We start from the raw sequence: 23,667 nt of genomic DNA, 5'->3' as shown, positions 1-23,667 counted from the left end.
CGACCCAGGAGGCGTCCCGCCCATGGCCGAAATCAGCACCGGGCACATGGTCAGGCTCCAGCGCGAGCGAAGAGGCATGAGCACCACCGCGCTGGCCACGCAGTCCGGCTGCACCCCCAGGCACATCGAGCTGATCGAGCACGGCAAGCGCACCCCCTCGCTCCCCCTGCTCAGGCAGATCGCCAAAGTGCTCGGCGTACGCACCGCGGTCCTGCTCGGCGAGACCCCGCGCGACTCGCACGAGCCCAGCAGGCCGCAGATCGGCGACATCGAGCGGGCCCTGTTCACCAGCCGCTCGCAGACTCCCGACATCGAGCCGCCCGACGCCGACCAGCTGGCCGAGCGGGTGGCCGCCGCCCGCAACGCCTGGTTCGCCTCGTCGCGCCGCTACTCCATCCTCATGGCCGCGCTGCCGTCGATCATCACCGACGCCGAGAGCCTCGCCCTGGAGCGCACGCCACGGGCCTGCGGCGTGGCGACCGACGCGTACCTGCTGGCCCGAGGTGTGCTCAAGCACCTGCGCAGGGTCGACCTCGCGCACCTGGCCGCCGACCGGGCGATGCGCTTCGCCGAGGAGTCGGAGGACCCGCTGATGACGGCGTGGGCGTACTGGAGTCTCGGGCAGTCGATGCTCTCCGACGACATGCACGAGATCGCGTACGACGTCGCGCGGCGCGGCCTCGAACTTCTCGAACCGCACGTCGCCGAGGGCGACGAGCGGCACATCAAGGCGCTCGGCGCGCTCCACCTGCTCGCCGCCATCGGCGAGGCCCGCATGGGCGACGACGACACCGCCAAGGAGCGCCTGCGCGGCACCGCCGCCGGGCTGGCTGAGCGGGTCGACGACGCCTCAGGGGGCTACGACCTGGCCTTCTTCGGCCCCACGAACGTCGCCATCCACATGGCCAGCATCGAGAACGACATCGGCCGCCCCGAGGCCGTGCTACGCATCGCCGACGACATCGACCTGCGCCGCACCCCGTCCATCGAGCGCCGCACCACCCATCTCGCCCAGGTCGCCCGCGCCTGCGAGGACCTCGGAGACGACGCCGCGAGCCTGCTCCACCTGCTGCGCATCGAGCGGGAGAGCCCCGAGGAGCTCGGCCACAAGCTGCTGCTGCGCGAGATGGTCAGGTCGCTGGCGCGGCGGGCCCGCCCGTCGTGGGCCCCCGAGGTACGCCACCTCGCCGAGCGCCACCACATCACGGTCTGAACCCCGAACTCGAAGTTCGGTCCCTGCGAACGGGGAGATCCTGCGCCCGAGTTCGTCACCGTCAGGCGCCGGCGTGCCACGCTGCGACCATGACCACAGCGCCGAGTGCCGATTTCGTCATGGAACACCTGCTCCAGGAGGCCACGCGGGAGTTCCCCGGATGGTCGTTCGAACGCGACCGCTCGGGCTGGACCGCCACCCGCGACGAGACCCGCCTGCACAGGCCCAGCCTGGCCGCCCTGCGCGCCATCCTGCGCATGCACCGGGCCGTCCGCCACGACCCGGAGTGCCCCTGCGCCTAGGTGCGCCCGTCGCGAGCCGGTGCGGTCAGAGCAGGAAGCCCACGCGGTCGCGCACCTGCTCCATCGTCTGCTTGGCCACCGCCGACGCGCGCTCGCCACCGATCGCGAGCAGCCGGTCGAGCTCCTTCTCGTCGGCGAGCAGCTTCTCCGTGCGCTCCCTGATCGGCGTGAACGTCTCGACCACCGCCTCGGCGACGTCCTTCTTGAACGTGCCGTAGCCCTGGCCCTCGTAGCGGGCCACCAGCTCGGGGATGGGCGTGCCGGTCAGCGCGGACTGAATGCGCAGCAGGTTGGAGATGCCGGGCTTGTTCTCCTCGTCGAACAGCACCTCGGAGCCCGTGTCGGTGACCGCGCGCATGATCTTCTTGCGCAGCGGCCCCGGCTGCTCCAGCACGTCGAGGATGCCCGCGGGGCTGGAGGACGACTTCGACATCTTCGACGTCGGGTCCTGGAGGTCGGTGATCTTCTCGACCTCCTTCGGGATGAACGGCTCCGGCAGCGTGAACGTGTCGCCGAAGCGGTGGTTGAAGCGCTGCGCGAGGTCGCGGGTCAGCTCGAGGTGCTGCTTCTGGTCGGCGCCCACGGGAACGCGGTCGGCCTGGTAGAGCAGGATGTCGGCGGCCTGCAGGATCGGGTAGGTGAACAGGCCCACGCTGGCCGCGCTCTCACCGAACTTGGCCGACTTGTCCTTGAACTGCGTCATCCTGGCCGCCTCGCCCATGCCGGTGAGGCAGATGAGGATCCACGCCAGCTCGGTGTGCTCGCGCACGTGGGACTGCACGAAGACCGTCGACCGCTCGGGGTCGAGCCCGGCGGCGAAGAGCTGGGCCGCGGCCACGCGGCTACGGCGGCGCAGCGCGGCGGGCTCGGTCGGCACCGTGATCGCGTGGAGATCGACCACGCAGTAGAACGCGTCGTGGGTCTCCTGCAACGTGACCCACTGACGGAGCGCACCCAGGTAGTTGCCCAGGTGGAAAGAGTCCGCTGTGGGCTGGATGCCGGAGAGAACACGAGGTCTGGCCATAGCAGCCAATTGTGTCAGGAATCCTGCTCAGGTGCCGACTCGACGGCCGGTCGGCGTTTCACCCTGATCCGGGCGATCCTGCGGCCGTCCAGCTCGGTCACGGTCAGCTCGAAGCCGCTGAACTCCACCCGCTCGCCCACCGCGGGCACGTGGCCCAGCATGGCCATGACGAAGCCGGCCAGCGTCTCGTACGGGCCGTCCGGCAGCCTGATGCCGGTCTCCGTGGCGAAGTCGTTGAGGTTCGTCAGGCCGTCGATCTCGATCTCGCCGGCGGGCAGGACGACGACGTCCTCCTCGATGTCGTACTCGTCCCTGATGTCGCCGATCAGCTCCTCCACCAGGTCCTCCATGGTGACGATGCCGGCCGTGCCGCCGTACTCGTCCACCACGATGGCGAGGTGCTGGCCCTCGTCGCGCATCTCGTTGAGCGTGGTGAGCAGGCGCTTGGACGCGGGCACGAACTTGGCCGTCCTGATCGGCACCACCGCGCTGATCGGCTCGGTCCGCCCGATCAGCTCCGGGTCCAGCAGGTCGCGCACGTGGACGAAGCCCACCACCTCGTCGTACGACTCCCGGTAGACGGGGAAGCGCGAGTGCGGCAGCGTGGCGGCCAGCCTGGCGGCCTCGGTCAGCGGCGTGTCGGCGTCCATGAACTCGACCTCGGTACGCGGCAGCATCACCTCCCTGAGCTGCCGTTTCCCGGCGGCGAACACCTCGGCGATGAGCTTGCGCTCGTCGGCGGTCAGGTCGGTGTGTCCCACCACCATGTCGCGCAGCTCCTCGGTGGTGACCTCCTCCCTGTCGGCCGCCGGGTTGCCGCCGAGCAGCCGGACCACGAGGTCGGTCGACTTCGACAGCATCCAGATGACCGGGCGCGACAGGGCGGCGATGCGGTCGAGGAACGGGGCCACGACGAGCGACAGGCCCTCGGTGCGCTGCAGCGCCAGCCGCTTGGGCGCCAGCTCGCCGAGCACCAGCGACACGTACGAGATCGCCAGCGTCACCAGCACCAGCGCGAGCACGGGCGCGACGGCCTCGGGCACCCGCCAGCTCACGAGCACGGGCTCGAACTGGGCGGCGAGCCGGTCGGCGCCGAACGCGGCCGACAGCATGGTGGCCACGGTCACCCCGATCTGCACGGCCGACAGGAACCTGTTGGGGTCCTGGGCCAGCTTGGCCACCCGCTCGCCGCGCCTGCCCTGCTGAGAGAGCTTGCGCACCTGGCTGTCGCGCAGGGAGACCATGGCTATCTCGGCGGCGGCGAAGAAGCCCCCGATCAGAATGAACAGCAGAACCAGGGCGATGTTGGCCGCGACGGTGTCAAACATGGTGGTTGGCAGCGTACTCGTCCGGTTTCCCGCGTATGCTGAACGGCAAGCCTTACAAAATCAAACATGTCTCCACAGGAGTACACATGAGACTGCTGGTCACCGGAGGAGCCGGATACGTCGGCAGTGTCGTCGCCGCCCAGCTCGTCGAGGCGGGACACGAGGTGACCGTGCTCGACGACCTGTCCACCGGGCACGAGGACGCGGTGCCCGAGGGCGCGCGGTTCGTGCGCGCCGACATCGCCGAGGCGGGGCAGGCGCTCGACGGCGTGGACGCGGTGCTGCACTTCGCCGCCAAGTCGCTGGTCGGCGAGTCGGTGCAGCAGCCAGCGCGCTACTGGGCCAACAACCTGGGCGGCACCCTGGCACTGCTCGACGCCATGCGGGAGCACGGCGTGGGCCGGATCGTGTTCTCCTCGACGGCGGCGACGTACGGGGAGCCCGAGCGCTCGCCCATCGAGGAGAGCGATCCCACGCGCCCGACCAACCCCTACGGCGCGACCAAGCTGGCCGTGGACAGCGCGCTCACCGCGTACGCGGGCCGGCGCGGCCTCGGCGCGGTGAGCCTGCGCTACTTCAACGTGGCCGGCGCCTACGGCCGCTACCGCGAGCGGCACGCGGTCGAGACCCACCTCATCCCCAATGTGCTCAAGGTCGCGACCGGCGAGCGGGAGTCGGTCAGCGTGTTCGGCACCGACTACCCCACGCCCGACGGCACCTGCGTGCGCGACTACATCCACGTCGCCGACCTGGCCAGGGCGCACCTGCTCGCGCTGCAGTCGATCACGCCCGGCCGGCACGAGATCTACAACCTGGGCAGCGGCGCCGGCTTCTCCGTGCAGGAGGTGATCTCGGTCTGCCGCGAGGTCACCGGGCACGAGATCCCCGCAGTGGTCGGCGAGCGGCGGCCCGGCGACCCCGCCGTGCTGGTGGCGTCGTCCGCGAAGATCCAGCGTGAGCTGGGCTGGAAGGCCGAGCGGCCGGCGCTGCGCGACATCGTCGCCGACGCCTGGGGAGCGCTTTCTCGGAAATGACCCTACGCGTGCGCGATCTGTGCTGTGATACGCAAATGTGAGGAGCTTTTCACCAAGGGTCACGAAGCTGCTCTTCGTCGCCCTCGTCGTGACGGGCAGCCTCCTGACCGCCGCCGGTGTGGTCTTCGCCACGCCCGGCCCCGTACCGGCCGCCGACCCCGCGCCGAGCGACCAGGCGGCCACTCCGTGACCGGCTGACCTCCGAGACGCGAACGCGCGCCCCCGCGAAGCGGAAGGGCGCGCGTCAGCGAGAGCGCGTCAGATGAGGCCGAGGTCCTTGACCGCCTGGCGCTCCTCCGCCAGCTCGCGCACGCTGGCGTCGATGCGCTCGCGGGAGAACGCGTCGATCTCGAGGCCCTGGATGATCTCGAACCTGCCACCGGCCGCACGCACCGGGAAGGACGAGATGAGGCCCTCGGGCACGCCGTAGGAGCCGTCGGAGACCACGGCGGCGGAGGTCCACTCGGTGCCGTTGACCCAGTCGTAGACGTGGTCGATCGCGGCGTTGGCCGCCGAGGCGGCCGAGGACGCGCCGCGCGCCTCGATGATGGCCGCGCCGCGCTTGGCCACGGTCGGGATGAACGTCTCGCGCAGCCAGTCGCCGTCGACCTGCTCGGCCGCGACCTTGCCGCCCACCTCCGCGTGGAACAGGTCGGGGTATTGCGTCGCGGAGTGGTTGCCCCAGATCGTCATGTGCTTGATCTCGGTGACCGGCACCTGGAGCTTGGCCGCGAGCTGCGACAGCGCGCGGTTGTGGTCGAGGCGGGTCATCGCGGTGAAGCGCTCTGCCGGGACGTCGGGAGCGTTCTGCTGGGCGATGAGCGCGTTGGTGTTGGCCGGGTTGCCCACGACCAGGACCTTGATGTCGTCGGCCGCGTGGTCGTTGATGGCCTTGCCCTGCGGGCCGAAGATGCCGCCGTTGGCGCCCAGCAGATCGCCGCGCTCCATGCCGGCCTTCCGGGGCATGGCGCCGACCAGCAGCGCGACGTTGGCGCCGTCGAAGGCCACGTTGGGGTCGTCGGTGATCTCGATGCCGGACAGCAGCGGGAACGCGCAGTCGTCCAGCTCCATCGCGGTGCCCTCGGCCGCCTTCACCGCCGCCGGGATCTCCAGCAGGCTCAGCTTCACCGGCGTGTCGGCGCCGAGCAGCTGCCCCGACGCGATGCGGAACAGCAGTGCGTAGCCGATCTGGCCGGCGGCTCCGGTGACGGTCACCTTGACGGGCACCTTGACGGGCTCAGTGGCTGACGACGCCATGGCCTTCCCCTAACTCGCAGCGTGAATCATTGACGTTCGGGATGTTACCCGCTCGTCATCAGCAGGTTTCCATCGCGGGCACCTTGAGTTCCTCCTTGAAGTCGACCTTGCCGAAATAGCTGGTCAGGAGCTGCTCCATGACGCCCTTGGCGTACATGTCGGCGATCACGCCCGACACGGCCTTGCACGTCTTGACGTCGCCGTCCTTGATGCCGACCGCGTAGCGCTCGGTGCTGAGCTTGGCGCCCAGGATCTTGAAGCGCAGGTTCTCGCGGGCCGCGAACCCGGCGAGTATCAGGTCCTCGCCGGGCACCGCGCTCACCTTGCCGGTGCGCAGCAGGTCCATGCAGGCGGCGTAGTCGCTGGCCGCGACCGGCTTGACCGGCACGCGGTCCTGGACGGCGCCGACCGACGGGCTGTTGAGCGCGCACACCCGCTTGCCCTTGAGCTCGTCGATGTCGTCGATGTCGCCGGCGCGCACCAGGACGTCCTGGTGGGCCAGGTAGTAGGGCCCGGCGAACTGGGTGTCGCTCTTGTCGATCGAGTACGTCGCCACGACCAGGTCGACCCGGCCCTCGGCCAGCGCGGACGCCCGGTCGTCCCGCCCGACCCTGACGAACGTCGTCTCCCTGGCGCCCAGCTCGGCCGCGATGCGCTTGGCGACGTCGACGTCGAAGCCCTCGAACGAGCCGCCGTTCTGCAGCCCGATGCCCGGCAGGTCGCCCTTGACCCCGATCACGATCTTCCCGGTCTGAGCCACCTTGTCCACGACCGCCGTGGCCGCACCGCCGGAGTCCTCCGGTGACGCATCGACCTGCTCGAAGAAGGCGAGCGGGCGCCAGCCGTTCGCTAACAGCGCCAGCGCCGCGGCGGCGAGCAGCACGAGCACGGTGGCCACCGCGATCCACAGCCTGGCCCGCCCGCGCCGTGCGGGCGCGGCGGGCCCGGCCGGCGCGTACGGCGCCGCACCCCCCTCCGGCGGCGCCACGCCGCCCGGGTGCTGCCCGGGGCCGGTCGGCGCGTTCTGGAGCGCGGAGGCCCCGGCGTGGGGAGCTGTGGGGGGAGCCGTGTGGGGAGCCGGCAGGTGCGGGACCTGGGCGCCGGTGTGCGGACCTGGGACGGCCTGCGAGCTCGTGTGGGAGCCGGTCTGGGGGCCGGTCTGGGGGCCGGTCTGGGGACTCTGCGCGGGCTGGGGACTCTGCCCGGTCTGGGGGCCGGTCGGGGCGGGCTGGGCCGGGGAGGCGCCCGTCACGCCGGGACGGTCGGTGATCGAGCCCGCCGACACCCGCAGGAACGGCGTGGTGTCGTCGCTCGCCACCTGCACGCCCTTGGTCAGCACCGCCGTCGAGGCGCCCGCCGTGGACGACTGGCCGAGCAGCCGCAGCAGGATCTGGTCGGCGGACGGCCGGTCGGCCGGGTTCTTCGCCAGCGCCGAGCTCACCACGCCGCGCAGCGGCTCGGCCATCATGGTGACGTCGACCTCGTGGTTGAGGATGCGGTTGAGCACGACCGCGATCGACTTGCCCTCGAAGGCGACCTGCCCCGTGGCGGCGAACGCGATGGTCGCGCCCCAGGAGAACACGTCGGTGTAGGGCCCGATGTCGTCGCCGGCGATCTGCTCGGGCGCCATGTAGGCGGGCGTGCCGATGGCGCGGCTGGTGATCGTACCGGTGGAGTCGATGATGCGGGCGATGCCGAAGTCGACCACGCGCGGCCCGTCGGCGGCGATCAGCACGTTGTCGGGCTTGAAGTCGCGGTGGACGATCGAGGCGTGGTGGATGGCGGTGAGCGCGGTGGCGGTGCCGATGGCCAGCCGGTCGAGCACGGTGCCGGTGAGCGGTCCGTCGGTCTCGACGATCTCGCGCAGCGGCCGGCCGTCGATGTACTCGCTCGCGATGTACGGCGTGTCACCGTCGAGGTCGGCCTCGATGACCCGCGCGGTGCAGAACGACGCCACCCGCTGCGCCGCCTTCAGCTCCCGCGCGAAGCGCGAGCGCGCGATCGTGTCGCCGCTGAACTTGACGTGCAGCAGCTTGATCGCGGCCCGCTCACCCTGGTTGTTGGCCCCCAGATAGACGATGCCCTGCCCGCCCTCCCCGATCCGTCCTGACAGCCGGAAGGACCCCAGCTCGGTGGGATCGCCGGCGACCAGCGGCGAGATCTGCGGCATTCGTCATCCCCACGTGTACTGAACCCATCGACGCAAACTTTACGACGTTCAGCAACTTCTCAGGGATCGGTTGAGGCTTAGGTACGTCACGGGTTCGCCTCTTTCCTGCCCCGGCGCCGATCTCCGGCGCCGGGGTCGACGTGGGTCGCGGGTGAGGCCGATCAGTAGGGCAGGCTCCAGGTCGCGAACGCCTTGCGCAGCGAGGGCGCCTTGAACTTGGGATACGCCACCGTACGCGGGTCACCGTCGGAGGTGTAGCGCATGTCCGGGTTCTTCTTCAGCCAGTCGAGCCACGCCTCGGAGCAGAACTGGGCGCAGTCGCCCTTCTTCTCCATGACCTTGATCCTCGGGATGCCGGCGGGGTCGAACGCCTTGCTGAACGGCGCCGGTGCCGGGGTGTAGCCGGCCAGGAACGCGCCCGCGTGCTTGTACGCCTTGCCGCGCAGCGCCCAGTTCTTCTTGCTCGGCTGGTTGCCGTACGGCAGGGCGATGGTGACGGGCTTGACGTACGACAGGGCCTCGATCTCCTTGCCGATCGAGCCGATCTGCTCCTCGACCTCCTTCTGTGAGCGGCCCCGCAGGTTGTAGTGGTCGCGGGTGTGGTTGCCGAGCTCGAAGCCGTTGTCCTTGAGCCACAGCAGCGCCTGGGCCTGCTCCTCGCGCACGGTCTTGCCGAACATGTCGCGCGTCACGTAGAAGGTGGCCTTCGGCTTCCAGCCGGGGTGCGCGGCGGCCACCTCCTTCAGGATCGCCACCGCGGTGTCCTTCTGCGGCACGCCCATCGCGTTCAGGGTGAGCTGTGAGGGCGACGAGTCGTCGAACGTCAGCACCACGGGGTGCTTGCCCGCCGGGATGTCGATCTTGCCGGTCACCAGTTCGCCGGCCGAGACGGGCACGTAGCCCTCTTTCACCAGGCGTTCCAGATCGGCCCTGAACTGCTGGGGCGACCGGTCGTCGGTGGTCTGCGGCTTGGGCACGATGCGGTGGAACATCAGCACCGGGATCTGCCCCAGCTCGTTGGCCTTCACCGCGGCGGCCCGCTTCACCTTGGCCGCCCTGTCCGCCTTGGCCTTGGCCGCGGCGTCGACCTTGTTGTTGGTCAGCTTGGCGGTCTCGGGCTGAGAGTCGCAGCCCGTGAGGAGAGCGGCGGCGGTGAGCGCCCCCAGCCCACTCAGAATTCGCAGTCGCATCCTTACCCCCCGAAACGCGTACGACTGTTCTGAGCTGGCTCTTACCCACGTGATCAACTACGCCACGCCGCCCCCGGGGTCAAGAGCTGGGAAAACGCGCCGCGCCCGACAAAACGAACGGCCTCTGCCTGGGGAGGCAGAGGCCGTAGCGCGGAGGAGAAGGTCCTTCAGGCGGACATCTTCTTCTTGAGGTTCTCGTCGAGCGCCGCGAGGAAGTCCTGTGTGGTGAGCCACTCGGCGTCGCCGCCGACCAGGAGCGCGAGGTCCTTGGTCATCTGGCCGCTCTCGACGGTCTCGATGCAGACCTGCTCCAGCTTGTCGGCGAAGTCGGTGACGGCGGGGGTGCCGTCGAGCTTGCCGCGGTGGGCCAGGCCACGCGTCCACGCGAAGATCGAGGCGATCGGGTTGGTGGAGGTGGGCTTGCCCTGCTGGTGCTGGCGGTAGTGGCGGGTCACGGTGCCGTGGGCGGCCTCGGCCTCGACGGTCTTGCCGTCGGGGGTCATCAGGACCGAGGTCATCAGGCCGAGGGAGCCGAAGCCCTGCGCGACGGTGTCGGACTGGACGTCGCCGTCGTAGTTCTTCGCGGCCCAGACGTAGCCGCCCTCCCACTTGAGCGCCGCGGCGACCATGTCGTCGATGAGGCGGTGCTCGTAGGTGAGGCCGGCCTTCTCGAAGTCGGCCTTGAACTCGGCCTCGTAGACCTCGGCGAAGATGTCCTTGAAGCGGCCGTCGTAGGCCTTGAGGATGGTGTTCTTCGTGGAGAGGTAGACCGGGTAGTTGCGGGCCAGGCCGTAGCGCATGGAGGCGCGGGCGAAGTCGCGGATCGACTCGTCGAGGTTGTACATCGCCATGGCGACGCCGCTGCCGGGGAAGTCGTACACGTCGAGCTCGATCGGCTCGGAGCCGTCCTTCGGCGTGTAGGTAAGGGTCAGCGTGCCCTCACCGGGGATCTTCAGGTCGGTCGCGCGGTACTGGTCGCCGAAGGCGTGACGGCCGACCACGATGGGCTTGGTCCAGCCGGGCACCAGGCGCGGCACGTTGGACATGATGATCGGCTCGCGGAAGATCACGCCGCCGAGGATGTTGCGGATGGTCCCGTTGGGGGACTTCCACATCTTCTTGAGGCCGAACTCCTCGACACGCGCCTCGTCCGGGGTGATGGTGGCGCACTTCACACCGACGCCGTACTTCTTGATGGCGTTCGCGGCGTCGATGGTGACCTGGTCGTCCGTGGCGTCGCGGTGCTCGATGCCGAGGTCGTAGTACTTCAGGTCGACGTCGAGGTAGGGAAGGATCAGCTGGTCCTTGATGAACTGCCAGATGATCCGGGTCATCTCGTCGCCGTCAAGCTCGACGACGGGGCCCTCCACCTTGATCTTGGGCATGCGAATGGTTCCCCTTCAATGAATGGATGCGTTGAGGCTATCGGACCGTAAGGTCACGGGGCGAAAAGGGACAGGATGATCGCTTTCAGCTCGTTGTTGCCGAGCAGGAGCGAGGTCAGCACCAGCACGAATCCGAACACGGACAGCGTGATGACGTCGATCTTCTTGCTCCTGAGTGCGAGCTGACCGCCGTAACCGGCGAAACGCAGCGCGGCCGCGACCATGATGACGGCCCCCAGCACGAACCCGCCCCAGCGCGGGTCGGCGATGAACATGGCGAGCACACCGGCGGCCGCACCCACCAGGATCAGCGGGTACGGCCCCCAGGTCTCGCGTTCGGTCCCGTTGCTCAACGCTCTTCTATCGGCTTCCACTTCTGGTCGGTCTCACCGATGTACTCACTGTCGGGGCGGATCAGCCGGTTGTCGGCGTGCTGCTCGATCACGTGAGCCGTCCAGCCTGACATGCGGCTGACGGAGAAGACCGGCGTGAACAGGTCTGTCGGAATGCCAAGGTAGTGGTAAACGGAAGCGGCGTAGAAATCGACGTTGGGATAGAGGCCCTTGGTCTCGAAGACGACCTCCTCCATCTCCTTCGACATCCGGTAATACGTGTCGTCGCCGCTGGCCTCGCCGAGCTCGGCGGACATGCGGCGCAGGTGCGTGGCGCGGGGGTCCTCGGTCTTGTAGACGCGGTGGCCGAAGCCCATGATCTTCTCGCCGGCGGCGAGCTTGTCGCGTACGGCCTGGGCGACGCCGCCCGGCGACAGCGACTCCAGCGTCTTCATGACCTGCTCGTTCGCCCCGCCGTGCAGCGGGCCCTTGAGGGTGCCGATGGCGGCGACGATGGCGGAGTGCATGTCCGACAGCGTCGCGGCGCACACGCGGGCGGCGAAGGTGGAGGCGTTCATGGTGTGGTCGGCGTGCAGCACCAGGCACTCGTCGAAGATCTCGACCTCGCGCTGGTCAGGGGTGCGGCCGGTGACCTGGAGCAGGAAGTTGGCGGCGATGCTCAGCGACGGGTCGGGCTCGGGCGCCTCCGAGCCGGTGCGCGCGGCGTGGTAGCGGGCGACGAGCAGCGGTTGCTGGGCCACCAGGCGGGCGGCCTTGCGCAGGTTGGCCTCGGGGTCGATGGAGTCCTTGTCGGCGTCGTCGGCGCCCGCCAGCGAGACCAGCGTGCGCAGCGCCTCCATGGGTTTTTGTTTCTCGGCGATCTCGGCGATGTTCGCGGACACCAGGGCGCCCAGCTCGCGGCCCCGAGCCAGCTCGTCGCCGTAGGCGTCGAGCTCGGAGCGGGTGGGCAGCTTGCCACGTTGGAGCAGGTGTGCGGTCTCCTCGAACGTCGCGCGGCCGGCCAGGTCGTGGATGTCGTATCCACGGTAGAAGAGGCGACCGGCCTTTCCGTCGATGTCGCTCAGCGCTGTGGACGCGGCGACGACATCGGCCAGACCTTTCGTGGGCTTGTCCGCCATGAGTGTTTCCTCCGCTTATCTCCGCCCGAAGTCTACCCGTGAGCAGGCAAAACCGACGTCAAAGGTCCAGACCAATTTCACGACGGATTCTCCTTTCGGCAAAGGAGATTCCGCATCCCCTCGGTTGGGTAAGCCGGAGCTGTAGTAATAGTTACGGCGGGCTACCTGGGGAGGAACTGCCGTGGAGGGGCCGTTCATACGCATCGAGGACACTGGCGAGGTGGTCCCGTTGCGCCCCGAGATCACGACGGTCGGAAGGGGCCGGGGTGTAGACATCCGGCTCACCGACCCCAGCGTGTCTCGACTCCATGCCGAGTTCGTCAGACGAGGACCCTACCTGTATGTCGTCGACCTGGGGCTGTCCAGGAACGGCACGCGGGTGAACGGCAGGCCGATCGCCCGGAGGGTCCTTGACGACGGCGACGTCGTCTCCTTCGGCGCGGCGCGGGGCCGGATCGGTGGAGTCCCCCGTGAGGACTTCACCCCCGAGGTCGAGCTGCGCAGGGCGGCGGCACCCGAGCTGACCAGGCGCGAGGTCGATGTGCTGACCTCGCTCTGCCGGCCGGCGCTGTCCGATGAGGCGTTCGTCGCTCCGGCGACGGCACGCGAGATCGCCGACGACCTGGTCGTGACCGAGGCCGCGGTCAAGCAGCATCTGCTGCGGCTCTACCAGAAGTTCAGGATTCCCGAGGGCACCAACCGGCGCACACGGCTGGCCAACGAGGTCGTCGCGCTCGGGCTGGTCCGCCCGACCCCTGTGGTGCCACCGCAGAGGTCGTCGGGATCCGCACCCGAGCAGGCTTCGGCGGCCGGGCGCAGGGCTTCGTAGTCTCAAGGTTCGCGACCGGGGCCACGGCGAGGGGTTCCGGCAGCGTCGGAACCTGGACATCACCCCCTCCGGGGGGCGCGGGCAACGGCGTACGCCCTGCTCAGGGCGGCGCCGCGGCTCGTCGCCGGTCAGACCGGCGACGCAGCCGGGCGCAGCACGCTCTCAGATCACCCTGAACCCGTTGCTGGGCTTGCTGGTCCTGTTCGCCCGGTCCACCGCGACGACGTAGTAGTGGTGGCCGCGCTTGCCTTCGGCGTCCACCCAGCGCAACTGCCGGTCGCCGGGCACGACGGCGACCAGGTTGCGGGCGTCGTCGAAGGCGCGGGAGTTCGCGGGCCGGTCGAAGCGGAAGACGGCCCACTGGAAGGGCTCGTCCTTCCCGGTGGCCACCGCCCGCACCTCGACCCCGCCGTGGCGGCGCAGCGCGTACGCCACCACCGGCCGCGACGGCGCCCTGCCGCCCGCGAGCCGGGGCAGCACCGGCGCGAGCGCGGGCCGCTGGTAGTGGTCGTTGACCGCGGTCGTGATGGAGGCGAGCCTGTCCACCTTGACGTCGTTGGCGTTGTACCAGATGTCGCCGCCGATCTCGGGGTGGTCGCGGTTGAGCGTCAGGTGCCTGGACAGCTCGTCCGGCGCCTGCCACTCGGCCGCCTGCGCCGGGTCGCCCGCCTTGTACGCCGCCTGCCCGATCCACAGCAGCGTCTCGGTGCCCGCGGCCACGTCGGACCACCAGGGCACGAGCTTGGAGTAGTCGGCCGGCGGCTGCCCGATGTACCAGTAGAGCTGCGGCGCGATGTAGTCGAGCCAGCCCTTCTTGACCCAGCCGCGGGTGTCGGCGTGCAGGTTGTCGTACGACTGGCCGCCGTTGGTGTCGGAGCCGAGCGGGTCGGTGCCCTTGTTGCGCCAGATGCCGGACGGGCTGATGCCCCAGGCGATCTCCGGCTTGGCCTTGAGCACGCGCTGCTGCATCTCCTGGACCATGAGGTCCACGTTGTTGCGGCGCCAGGCGGCGAGGTCGGGGAAGCCGGCGCCGTACTTGGCGAACTCTTCCGCGTCGTCGAAGCCGGTGGTGTTGGTCGGGTAGAAGTAGTCGTCGAAGTGCAGGCCGTCGATGTCGTAGCGGGTGACCGCGTCCATCATGGCGTCCTGGCAGAACTTCCTGACCTCGGGCATGCCGGGGTTGTAGTAGAGCTTGCCGCCGAACGGCACGAGCCAGTCGGGGTGCTTGCGCCCGGGGTGGTCGGGGTGCAGCTGGGCCGGGTCGGCCTGCATCGAGACGCGGTAGGGGTTGAACCAGGCGTGGAAGGCCAGGCCGCGCTTGTGCGTCTCCTCGACGGCGAACTTGAGCGGGTCGTAGCCGGGGTCCTGGCCCTGGGTGCCGGTGAGATACTGCGACCACGGCTCGTACGGCGACGGCCAGAACGCGTCGGCCGTGGGCCTGATCTGCACGAACACCGAGTTGAGCTTGCGCTGCACGGCCACGTCGAGCCAGGCGAGGTATTCCGCCTGCTGCTGCTCGGCGGTCAGTCCCGGCTTCGACGGCCAGTTGATGTTGACCACCGACGCGATCCACATGCCGCGCATCTGGCGCAGCGGGGGCACGTACCCGGGCTGGGCGAAGGCCGGGAGGGGAACGGCCGATGCGGCGGCGGCGAGAGCGAGACCCTTGAGGAGAGTCCTTCTGCTGGGCATGGGGGGTGCCTCTCGGAAGTGGTTGTATCGAAGGCGACGATGACAGAAAATTACCTTCAGATCAACAACCGTGAAGGAAAATGCCGATGAGCGGTGACCTGTACAGACTGGCGATGACGGTGCTGCATCCGGGGTTCGAGGGGACCTCTGCTCCCGACTGGCTGCGCCGCGCGCTGGGCGAGGGTCTGGGCGGCGTCGTGCTGTTCGCCCGCAACGCCATCGGCGCCGACCTCGTCCGCGAGTTGCGGGCCGAGAACCCGGACGTCGTCGTCGCCATCGACGAGGAGGGCGGCACGGTCACCCGGCTCGAAGCGGCGGACGGCAGCTCCTTCCCGGGTAACAGGGCGCTGGGCGTGGTGGACGACGTGCGGCTCACCGAGCAGGTGGGCCGGCAGATCGGCAGGATGCTCGCCGACCTGGACATCACGCTCGACTACGCGCCCTCCGCCGACGTGAACGCCGACCCGGCCAACCCCGTGATCGGCGTGCGCTCGTTCGGGCCTGCCGCCGAGCTGGTCTCCCGCCACACCGCCGCGTACGTCGAGGGCGTGCAGGGCGCCGGGGTGGCCGCCTGCGCCAAGCACTTCCCCGGGCACGGCGACACGGTCACCGACTCCCACCTGGCGCTGCCCACCGTGCACGCCGTCAGGGAGGTGCTCCAGGAGCGCGACCTGCCGCCGTTCCGCGCCGCGATCGAGGCGGGGGTGCGCTCGATCATGTCGGGCCACCTGCTCGTGCCCGCACTCGATCCTGCGGCGCCCGCGACGCTCAGCCGTACCGTGATGACCGAGCTCCTGAGGGGCGAGCTCGGTTTCGACGGGATGCTGGTCACCGACGCGATCGAGATGCGGGCGGTGGCCGCCATGGCGCCGCCCGGCGAGATCGCCGTACGCGCGCTCGACGCCGGCGTGGACGCCATCTGCGTCGGCCTGAGCGACGAGAACGGCCTGCGCGAGATCGCGGAGGCGATCGTCGCGGCGGTCCGCGAGGGCCGGCTGGCCGAGGAGCGGCTGGCGGAGGCCGCCGCCCGCGTGCGGGCCCTGTCCACCTGGTACGCCGCCCAGTCCGAGCTGCGCGCCAAGGCCCACGGCGACGTGGACGAGGGCGTGGGCCTGGACGCCGCCCGCCGCGCGCTCACCACGACCGGCGACGGCAGGCTGACGAGCGCCCCGCTGGTCGTCGAGGTCAACACCCGGCTCAACAAGGCCATCGACGCCGACACGCCGACCGGCGTCGCCACCGCGCTGACCGCCCTGCTGCCGGGCACCGCACGGGTGCGGCTGGAGCAGGGCGGCGAGCTGCCCGCGTTCGGCGAGCGTCCCGTGGTGCTGGTGGTGCACGACGCCGCCAGGCATCCGCAGGTGCGCGAGACGGTCGCGCGGGCCCTGGCCGCCCGCCCCGACGCGTTCGTGGTGGACACCGGCGTGCCCGCCGCGCCGGAAGGCGGCACGCACGTCCATACGCACGGCATCTCCCGCGTGTCGGCCCAGGCCGCGGCCGAGTGGATGACCCGATGAGCGTCGAGCCGGCGAACCCGGTGGCGGCCGTACGCGCCGTCCTGCCCTCGCTCACCCCCGCCGCGCAGTCGATCGCCCGCCTCATCGTGGACGACCCCGGCCTCGTGGTGCGCAGCACGATCACCGAGTTCAGCGCCGTGTCGGGGACGAGCGAGGCGACGATCGTGCGCACCGCGCGGGCCCTCGGCTTCGCCGGGTACTCGCAGATGCGCTTCGCGCTGGCCGCCGCCGTCGCCAAGGAGCCCGAGCGGCTGGTGCCCGGCGACCTCGCGCCCGACGACCCGCTGACCGACGTCATCGCCAAGGTCGCGCGGGCCGAGTCGGAGGCGCTCGCCGACACCGCCGCCCAGCTCGACCCCGACCGGCTCGGCGAGGTCGTCAAGGCCATCTCCGAGGCGCGCAGGATCGACGTGTACGGCGTCGCCGCCTCGGGCCTGGTCGCGACCGACATGTCGCAGAAACTCCTGCGCATCGGCCTGTCCAGCCACCCGTTCAGCGACGCCCACCTCGCGCTGACCAGCGCGGCCCTGCTCCGCGACGGCGACGTCGTGGTGGCCGTGAGCTGCAGCGGCGAGACGCCCGACGTGCTGGTGCCGGCCCGCACCGCCGCGGAGGCGGGCGCCCTGCTGGTGGCCATCACCGACAATCCGCGCTCGTCGCTCGCGGAGCTGGCCGATCACACGCTGGTCTCCGCGGGCCGCGAGACGGCGTTCCGCCCGGGCGCGCTGGCCAGCAGGATCAGCCAGCTCCTCATCGTGGACTGCATCTTCGTCGGGCTGGCGCAGCGGCGCTACGAGACCGCTGAAGCCGCCATCCGCGCCACCCGCGAGGCCACCGACCGTTACCGCAACCGCTAGAACGGGTAACCGGCGATGTCGCCCTGCACCGTGACCCACTGCGTCTCGGTGAAGGCGTCGACGTTGGCGCCCGTGCCGCCGAAGCGGCTGCCGGTGCCCGAGGCGCCCACGCCGCCGAACGGCGCCACCGCCTCGTCGTCCACGGTCTGGTCGTTGATGTGCACGATGCCGGTCGGCACCTGCTCGGCCAGCGCCAGGCCCTTCATGACGTCCCTGGTGAGGATGCCGAGTGACAGGCCGTACTCGGAGTCGGCCGCCAGCGCCGCCGCCTCCTCCAGGGTGGAGAACGTGGTGACCGGCGCCACCGGGCCGAACACCTCCTCCGCGTACGCGGGCGCCCGCACCGGCACCTCGGCCAGCACCGTCGGCCGGTAGAACAGCCCCTCGTACGAGCCGCCCGCCGCCAGCCTGGCCCCGGCCGTCACGCTCTCGGTGACCAGGCGGTGCACGCGGTCGCGCTGCCCGGCGTCGATGAGCGGGCCGAGCGCGACCTGACCGGTGGCCGGGTCGCCGACCGGCAGCCCGTCGGCCTTGGCGGCCAGGCGCTCGACGTACTCGGCGGCCACCGACTCGTGCACGAGGTGGCGTCCCGAGGTCATGCAGATCTGGCCCTGGTGGAAGAACGACGCCCACGCGCCCGCCGAGGCCGCCGCGTCCAGGTCGGCGTCGTCGAAGATCACCAGCGCCGAGTTGCCGCCCAGCTCCAGGTGCACCCGCTTGAGCGCGCGGGCCGCCGCCTCGCCGACCTTGCGCCCCGCCGCGGTCGAGCCGGTGAAGGAGATGACGGGGATGTTGGGGTCGGCGACCAGCGCCTGCCCGGCCTCGGGCCCGCCGGGCAGCACGTGCAGCAGCCCAGGGGGCAGCCCCGCCTCCTCGAAGACGCGGGCGATGGCGTAGCCGCCGCAGACGGCGGTGCGCTGGTCGGGCTTGAACACGACCGCGTTGCCCAGCGCCAGGGCAGGGGCGACCGACCTGATGCCGAGGATGAGCGGGAAGTTGAACGGCGCGATCACGCCCACCACGCCGACCGGCACCCGGCGGGCGAAGCTGAGCCGCTTGCGCACCGTGGGCAGCATCTCGCCGACCGGCTGGCTGGCCAGCGCCGCCGCCTCATAGCACTCCTGGGCTGCCACGTGCATCTCGAACCCGGCCTTGCCCGGCACCCCGCCGGACTCCCTGACGATCCAGTCCTGGATCTCCTGGGCGTGCTCCTCGAACAGCCTGCCCGCGCGGCGCAGCAGGGCGGCCCGCTCCTCGTACGAGGTCGCCGCCCAGGCCCGCTGCTCCTGCCTGGCGCGTACGGCGGCAGCCGCCACGTCCTCGGCGCCGGCCGTGCCCGCCCTGCCGAGTTCGTCGCCCGTCGCGGGCTCGATGACGGGCGCCTCACCGGCCCGTGCGGCCGTCCAGCTCCCGTCGAAGATCGACCCCGTCCACGTCTTCGGGTCCAAGAACGTCATGGTGTGCCTCCTCAGGGCTGGAACCGCGGATCGACCGCCACGGCGACGTCGAGCAGCAGGGGGCTGTCGCGGCCGGACAGTACGGGCATGATGTCGTCGAGGGCCGCGGTCAGCTCGGCGTGCGAGCCGATCGTGACGGCCGGGCAGCCGAGCGAACTGGCCAGCGCGCCCATGTCGATCTCGTCGAACGCCGGCCACGGCGCCTTGCCGCCGCCGTGCTGCTCGGCGAGCCGGTCCATGACCGCGTACCTGCCGTTGGCCAGCACCACGAACAGGGCGCCCACCCGGTAGTGGGCGGCGCTCCACAGCGCGTGCAGGCCGTAGAGCGCGGAGCCGTCGCCGACCACGGCCACCACCGGCCGGTCGGGCAGCGCCATCTTCAGCCCCACGGCGGCGGGCAGCGCGAACCCGAGCCCGCCCATCGCGGCCGACAGGAAGCCGAGCGAGGTCCTGGCGGGGACGAGGCGGTGCAGGTCGGGGCGGGCCGAGGGGGTCTCCTCGATGAGCGCGGCGTCGGCGGGCAGCCGCAGCGCCAGCTCGCGCAGCACGTCGGCGGGCTGGAGCGGGCCGTCCGTGGTGTGCTCCTGTGCTTCGGGCCCGGTGCTCGTGGCGCGTGGCCGCTGCGGGAGCAGGGCGGTCAGGCGGGCGCAGACGGCTTCCGGCGCGGCCAGGACGGCCAGGTCGGCCGGGCTGCGGTGGGCCTCGGCCGGGTCGTCGGTGACCAGCGCGACGGCGGTGCCGGGCGGCACCAGCGGCCCCGGCACGTACGGATACTGGCGGAACACCGGCGCGCCCACGGCCAGCACCACGTCGTACGCCGCCAGCCGCTCCCGCAGCCTGGCCCGGTCGGCGGGCAGCACGCCGGCGTACTGGGGATGGTCCTGCGGGAACCCGGCCCGGCCGCCGAACGACTCCTGGTGCACCGGGCACCCCAGCCGCTCGGCCAGCGCCACGAGCGCGTCCCACCCGTCGCGCACGCCCGCGCCCGCCACGATCGCCGGCCTCTCGGCCCCGGCCAGCAGCTCCACCAGCGGGGCCAGCTCGGCGTCCGCCACCGACGCGGGCCGCACGAGCCTGGCCGGCGCCGCCACGATCTCCCCTTCGAAGGGCGCGTCCCAGTCGTCCATCGGCACCACGACCAGCGCGGGCCCCCGGTGGGTACGCGCCTCGTGCACGGCCCTGGCGACCGCGCCTGGCACGTCCTGGGCGCGTACGGGCTGGTCGACCCGTACCGGATAGTCGCCCGCCAGCGCCGCGAGCCGCCCGGCCAGGAACGGCTCCAGCGCCAGGTGCCGGCGGTCCTGCTGCCCGACGAGCACGACGAGCGGCGCCCGGTTCTCGCGCGCGGTCGCGATGGCGCCGACGGCGTTGCCCAGCCCGGCGGTGGTGTGCAGCACGGCGAGCGCGGGCGCGTCGCGCCCGATCGCCCAGCCGGTGGCCATGCCGACGACCGAGCCCTCGTGCAGGGCCAGCACGAAGCGCAGGTCGTCGGGCAGCCCCGTGAGCAGCGCCACCTCGGTGGAGCCCGGGTTGCAGAACAGCGTGGTCAGCCCGTGGCGGCGCAGCACGTCGAAGACGGCTTCCTTGACGGTGGTCATCGTTTCCCCCTCGCCCGCTGGATCTGCCGGTAGACGTGCCCGCGCAGCTCGCCGAAACGCGCCAGGGACCGGGTGGTGAGCTGGTCGCGTTCCGGCGGCAGGTCGATCTTGAGGTCCTCCATGACCGTGGTCGGGGACGACGAGAGCACGATCACGCGCTGCCCGAGGTAGACGGCCTCGTCGATGTCGTGGGTGACGAAGAGCGTGGTGACGCCGAGGTCGCGCCACAACCGCAGGATGAGGTCCTCCAGGTCGGCCCTGGTCTGGGCGTCCACGGCGGCGAACGGCTCGTCCATGAGCAGCACCTGCGGCTCGTACGCGACCGCCCGCGCGATCGCCACCCGCTGCTGCATGCCGCCGGACAGCTGCCAGGGATGCGCGTCCGCGGCGTCGGCGAGCCCGACCGCCCCGAGGGACTCGGCGACCAGCTCCCGCCGCCTGGCCGCGGACAGCCGCTTCTCCTTCAGCGGCAGCTCGACGTTCTGGCGCACGGTCATCCACGGGAAGAGGCTGCGGGCGTACTCCTGGAAGACCACGGCCATGCGCGGCGGCGGGCCCGTCACCGGCACGCCGGCCACGCGCACCTCGCCGCCGGTCGCCGGCAGCAGCCCGGCCACGCAGCGCAGCAGCGTCGTCTTGCCGCAGCCAGAAGGGCCGACCACGCAGACCAGCTCGCCCGCGCCGACCTCGAACGTCACCTCGCCGATCGCCTCGACGCTGCGACCTGGGCTCGCATAGACCTTGTGCAGGCCGGAGATCTCAAGCACGGGCCGCTCCACCCCCGTGGTACCAGGCCAGCACCCGCCGCTCCACCACGCGGAACAGCGCCGACAGCCCCAGGCCGAGCAGCCCGAGCAGCAGGATGCCGCTCCACATCTCGGCGATCTGGAACTGCCGCTGGAACAGCACGATCGTGAACCCGAGGCCGCTGGAGCTGGCGAACATCTCGCTGATGACCATGAGGATGATGCCGATCGACAGCGCCTGCCGCAGCCCGGTCATGATCTGCGGGCTCGCGCCGCGCAGCACGAAACGCCGCATCCTGGAAGCTCCGCGCACGCCGTACATGCGGCAGGTGTCGGCGAGCACCTCGTCCAGCGCGCGTACGCCCTCCACGGTGTTGAGCAGGATCGGCCAGAGGCAGCCCGAGACGATGACCAGCACCTTCATCGGCGTGTCGATGCCCGCCAGCAGCATGATCAACGGCACCAGCACCGGCGGCGGGATCGCGCGGAAGAACTCCAGCACCGGCTCCAGCGTCGCCCGCAGCCGCCGCGACAGCCCGATCGGCACGCCCAGCCCGACGCCGAGCAGCCCGGCCACGGCATAGCCCGCGAGCAGCCGGCCGGCCGACGGCAGCACGTCCTCGGTCAGCCGCTCGGAGAACCACGTCCCGGCGAACGCCCGGCCCACGGCGGCCGGCCCCGGCAGGTAGAACGTGGCACCGCCGACCGCCCACCAGACCAGGACCAGCAGGGCGGGCAGCGCCAGCAGCCTGATCGCCCTCACGCGGCCACCTCCGAGCGCACGGCGGGATGCCAGGCCAGCACCCGGCGCTCCAGCAGCCGTACGGCCGCGTTGACCGCGATGCCGACCAGGCCGGACAGCACGATCAGCGCATAGACGGACGGCACCGCGCCGCTGCTCTGCGCGACCTGGATCTCCGCGCCGAGCCCAGGGCTGCCGATGACCAGCTCCGCCGTCACCGCCAGGATGAACGCCACCGCCGCGGCCAGCCTGAGGCCGGTCATGACGTACGGCAGCGCGGTCGGCCACACCAGGTGCCTGATGCGCGACCAGGCCGACAATCCGTACGACCTGGCCGTGTCGTGGGCGACCGCGTCCACGGCGGCGACGCCGTACAGGACCTGGATGAGCACCTGCCAGAACGCGGCGTAGACGACGAGCAGCAGCGTCGAGCCCAGCGAGGGCCCGAACAGCAGCGTCGCCAGCGGCACCAGGGCCACCGACGGGATCGGCCGCAGGAACTCCACCGTCGAGTTCGTCAGCGCGCGCAGCCCCGGCACCACGCCGATCAGCACGCCCGCGCCGACCGCCGCGCAGAACGCCAGCGCCAGCCCGATCGCCCAGCCGCGCAGGGTCTCGGCCAGCGCGATCCACAGCTCGGCGGTGGCGAGCTGCCCGGCCAGCGTGCCGAGGATGACCGTGGCGGGCGGCAGGAACCGCTCGTCCACCAGGCCGAGCCTGGGCGCCGCCTCCGTCAGGAGCAGCAGCCCGGTCAGACCCGCGGCGCCGTACGCCAGCCGGGCGGGCAGGCCGGTCAGACCCGCGGCGCCGTACGCGGGCCGGGCGGGCCGACCGTCCGCGCCCCTCACGGCACCAGCTCCGAGACGTCCACCTCGTCCTGCAGCACCCCGTCGGCCAGCGCCAGGTCCGCGATGGTCTGCACGGACGCCTTGTTCACCTCGACCGGCCACTTCGGCAGCTTGATCTGCGCGATCACCTCAGGCGCGATCTTCGTGTACGTCTTCAGCACCTCGCGCACCTCGTCAGGGTGGCCGTCGGCGTACTCCAGGGACCTGCGCATCGCGGCCGTGAAACGGCGGGTCAGGTCGGGGTCGGCGCGGCCGGTGGTGAAGTACATGGCCACGGTCAGGTCGGGTGCGGCGTCGGCGAAGTTCCACGCCACCGGCCGGGCGCCCTGGCTGATGGCCTGGCTGACGAACGGCTCGACCACCCAGATCGCGTCCACCCGGTCGCTCTGCAGCGCGGCGGGCGCGTCGGGGAAGGGCAGCTCGACGAACTCGATGCCGCTCGGGTCGCCGCCGGCCTTGCGCACGGACGCGCGTACGGTCGTGTCGCCGATGTTCTTGAGCTGGTTGACCGAGATCTTCTTGCCCGCCAGGTCCTTGGCCGTCCTGATCGGGCTGCCCGGCTTCACCAGCACCGCGCTGAAGTCCTCGCCCTGCTCGCCCGTCGAGGAGACGCCATTCGCCACCACCTTCACGTCCAGGCCCTGCTGCTTGGCGGTCAGCAGCGACGTCGTGTTGGCGAAGGCGAACTGGAACTGCCCGCTCACCGCGCCCGACACCGAGGCGGCGCCGCCCGCGACCGGGGTGATGGTGAGGTCGATGCCCTGCTCGGTGAAGAAGCCCTTGGCCTTGCCGAGGTGGATCGGCGCGGTGTCGACGATGGCGATGACGCCCGCGTTGACCTTGGCGGGCCCGGAGCCAGTGGACCCTCCGGTCGGTTCCGACGTGCCACAGGCTGCCGCGAGTGCGGCGGTGCAGGTGAGGATCACAAGAGCGCGACGCACGACTGCTCCTCTTTCTGTTCGCTGTGCGCACAGGTATTCTCTGACCGAACGACCCCGTATCGCGGA

22 protein-coding genes are annotated in these 23,667 nt (G+C 71.1%); 7 read left to right on the top strand and 15 right to left on the bottom strand.

Going from position 1 to position 23,667, the window contains the following annotated elements; all coding sequences use genetic code 11:
- The first annotated feature begins 22 nt into the window (after positions 1-22).
- Entirely contained in the window at positions 23-1,213 is a 1,191-nt protein-coding gene (locus ABZW11_RS00450; RefSeq protein ID WP_355411040.1) for a helix-turn-helix transcriptional regulator, read from the top strand.
- Between the two features lie 89 nt (positions 1,214-1,302).
- Positions 1,303-1,515 carry a hypothetical protein gene (locus ABZW11_RS00445; RefSeq protein WP_355411038.1) on the top strand — a complete coding sequence of 71 codons (213 nt, stop codon included), beginning with the start codon at positions 1,303-1,305 and terminating at the stop codon, positions 1,513-1,515.
- Positions 1,516-1,540: 25 nt separating this feature from the next.
- Here ABZW11_RS00445 and trpS read toward each other — a convergent pair whose 3' ends face one another.
- Together trpS and ABZW11_RS00435 are read right to left on the bottom strand one after the other, a co-directional pair.
- The gene (gene trpS, locus ABZW11_RS00440; RefSeq protein WP_355411036.1) at positions 1,541-2,539 is read right to left on the bottom strand and encodes a tryptophan--tRNA ligase; all 999 of its coding nucleotides are present in this window, start codon (positions 2,537-2,539) and stop codon (positions 1,541-1,543) included.
- A gap of 14 nt (positions 2,540-2,553) precedes the next feature.
- A complete protein-coding gene (locus ABZW11_RS00435) occupies positions 2,554-3,867 on the bottom strand; it encodes a hemolysin family protein (protein ID WP_355411034.1) in 1,314 nt (437 codons plus the stop codon).
- Positions 3,868-3,953: 86 nt separating this feature from the next.
- Here ABZW11_RS00435 and galE point away from each other — a divergent pair, with 86 nt between their 5' ends.
- Both galE and ABZW11_RS00425 read left to right on the top strand, forming a co-directional pair.
- Positions 3,954-4,901, top strand: a complete 948-nt coding sequence (gene galE, locus ABZW11_RS00430) for a UDP-glucose 4-epimerase GalE (protein ID WP_355411032.1) — start codon at positions 3,954-3,956, stop codon at positions 4,899-4,901.
- 37 nt (positions 4,902-4,938) lie between these two features.
- Positions 4,939-5,091, top strand: a complete 153-nt coding sequence (locus ABZW11_RS00425) for a hypothetical protein (protein WP_355411030.1) — start codon at positions 4,939-4,941, stop codon at positions 5,089-5,091.
- A gap of 68 nt (positions 5,092-5,159) precedes the next feature.
- On the opposite strand, the gene ABZW11_RS00420 is transcribed toward ABZW11_RS00425, so the two are convergent.
- The 6 genes from ABZW11_RS00420 to ABZW11_RS00395 all read right to left on the bottom strand — a co-directional run bounded on the left by ABZW11_RS00420 (position 5,160) and on the right by ABZW11_RS00395 (position 12,374).
- Positions 5,160-6,158, bottom strand: coding sequence for a malate dehydrogenase (locus tag ABZW11_RS00420; RefSeq protein WP_355411028.1), 999 nt, complete (start codon positions 6,156-6,158; stop codon positions 5,160-5,162).
- 58 nt (positions 6,159-6,216) lie between these two features.
- Entirely contained in the window at positions 6,217-8,328 is a 2,112-nt protein-coding gene (locus tag ABZW11_RS00415) for a transporter substrate-binding domain-containing protein (RefSeq protein ID WP_355411026.1), read from the bottom strand.
- A 161-nt stretch (positions 8,329-8,489) separates the two neighbouring features.
- Complete coding sequence (locus ABZW11_RS00410; protein ID WP_355411024.1) at positions 8,490-9,518, bottom strand: polysaccharide deacetylase family protein; 1,029 nt, start codon at positions 9,516-9,518, stop codon at positions 8,490-8,492.
- Between the two features lie 167 nt (positions 9,519-9,685).
- Positions 9,686-10,903 (bottom strand): NADP-dependent isocitrate dehydrogenase, encoded by a 1,218-nt coding sequence (locus ABZW11_RS00405; protein ID WP_355411022.1) that lies wholly within the window; start codon positions 10,901-10,903, stop codon positions 9,686-9,688.
- Positions 10,904-10,956: 53 nt separating this feature from the next.
- Positions 10,957-11,256, bottom strand: a complete 300-nt coding sequence (locus ABZW11_RS00400; RefSeq protein WP_355411020.1) for a DUF3017 domain-containing protein — start codon at positions 11,254-11,256, stop codon at positions 10,957-10,959.
- Positions 11,253-12,374, bottom strand: coding sequence for a citrate/2-methylcitrate synthase (locus ABZW11_RS00395; protein ID WP_355411018.1), 1,122 nt, complete (start codon positions 12,372-12,374; stop codon positions 11,253-11,255). Before ABZW11_RS00395 ends, ABZW11_RS00400 begins: the two co-directional genes overlap by 4 nt.
- A gap of 181 nt (positions 12,375-12,555) precedes the next feature.
- Here ABZW11_RS00395 and ABZW11_RS00390 point away from each other — a divergent pair, with 181 nt between their 5' ends.
- Positions 12,556-13,203 carry an FHA domain-containing protein gene (locus ABZW11_RS00390; RefSeq protein ID WP_355411016.1) on the top strand — a complete coding sequence of 216 codons (648 nt, stop codon included), beginning with the start codon at positions 12,556-12,558 and terminating at the stop codon, positions 13,201-13,203.
- Positions 13,204-13,365: 162 nt separating this feature from the next.
- Here the strand turns inward: ABZW11_RS00390 and ABZW11_RS00385 are convergent, their stop codons facing one another.
- Complete coding sequence (locus ABZW11_RS00385; protein WP_355411014.1) at positions 13,366-14,895, bottom strand: family 10 glycosylhydrolase; 1,530 nt, start codon at positions 14,893-14,895, stop codon at positions 13,366-13,368.
- Between the two features lie 86 nt (positions 14,896-14,981).
- Here ABZW11_RS00385 and ABZW11_RS00380 point away from each other — a divergent pair, with 86 nt between their 5' ends.
- Together ABZW11_RS00380 and ABZW11_RS00375 are read left to right on the top strand one after the other, a co-directional pair.
- Positions 14,982-16,412 (top strand): glycoside hydrolase family 3 N-terminal domain-containing protein, encoded by a 1,431-nt coding sequence (locus ABZW11_RS00380; protein ID WP_355411012.1) that lies wholly within the window; start codon positions 14,982-14,984, stop codon positions 16,410-16,412.
- On the top strand, positions 16,409-17,269 hold the full coding sequence (locus ABZW11_RS00375; protein WP_355411010.1) for a MurR/RpiR family transcriptional regulator: 861 nt from the start codon (positions 16,409-16,411) through the stop codon (positions 17,267-17,269). The genes ABZW11_RS00380 and ABZW11_RS00375 overlap by 4 nt, the downstream gene beginning before the upstream one ends.
- Here ABZW11_RS00375 and ABZW11_RS00370 read toward each other — a convergent pair.
- Genes ABZW11_RS00370 through ABZW11_RS00345 form a run of 6 tightly spaced genes read right to left on the bottom strand, consistent with a single transcriptional unit; the run spans position 17,266 to position 23,601 of the window.
- The gene (locus tag ABZW11_RS00370; RefSeq protein ID WP_355411008.1) at positions 17,266-18,726 is read right to left on the bottom strand and encodes a benzaldehyde dehydrogenase; all 1,461 of its coding nucleotides are present in this window, start codon (positions 18,724-18,726) and stop codon (positions 17,266-17,268) included. The two genes, ABZW11_RS00375 and ABZW11_RS00370, sit on opposite strands and share 4 nt — an antisense overlap.
- A gap of 11 nt (positions 18,727-18,737) precedes the next feature.
- Complete coding sequence (locus ABZW11_RS00365; protein ID WP_355411006.1) at positions 18,738-20,324, bottom strand: thiamine pyrophosphate-dependent enzyme; 1,587 nt, start codon at positions 20,322-20,324, stop codon at positions 18,738-18,740.
- Entirely contained in the window at positions 20,321-21,091 is a 771-nt protein-coding gene (locus ABZW11_RS00360) for an ABC transporter ATP-binding protein (protein ID WP_355411004.1), read from the bottom strand. Before ABZW11_RS00360 ends, ABZW11_RS00365 begins: the two co-directional genes overlap by 4 nt.
- Positions 21,084-21,833, bottom strand: coding sequence for an ABC transporter permease (locus ABZW11_RS00355; protein ID WP_355411002.1), 750 nt, complete (start codon positions 21,831-21,833; stop codon positions 21,084-21,086). The genes ABZW11_RS00360 and ABZW11_RS00355 overlap by 8 nt, the downstream gene beginning before the upstream one ends.
- Positions 21,830-22,660 carry an ABC transporter permease gene (locus tag ABZW11_RS00350; RefSeq protein ID WP_355411000.1) on the bottom strand — a complete coding sequence of 277 codons (831 nt, stop codon included), beginning with the start codon at positions 22,658-22,660 and terminating at the stop codon, positions 21,830-21,832. Before ABZW11_RS00350 ends, ABZW11_RS00355 begins: the two co-directional genes overlap by 4 nt.
- Positions 22,657-23,601, bottom strand: coding sequence for an ABC transporter substrate-binding protein (locus ABZW11_RS00345; protein ID WP_355410998.1), 945 nt, complete (start codon positions 23,599-23,601; stop codon positions 22,657-22,659). The genes ABZW11_RS00350 and ABZW11_RS00345 overlap by 4 nt, the downstream gene beginning before the upstream one ends.
- Positions 23,602-23,667: the final 66 nt, after the last annotated feature.

Origin of the sequence: Nonomuraea sp. NPDC004580 (assembly GCF_040609855.1) — a bacterium.
Taxonomy (GTDB): domain Bacteria; phylum Actinomycetota; class Actinomycetes; order Streptosporangiales; family Streptosporangiaceae; genus Nonomuraea; species Nonomuraea salmonea.
The sequence above is the reverse complement of the archived record's forward strand: the minus strand, read 5'-3'. Positions and strand labels throughout refer to the sequence as shown.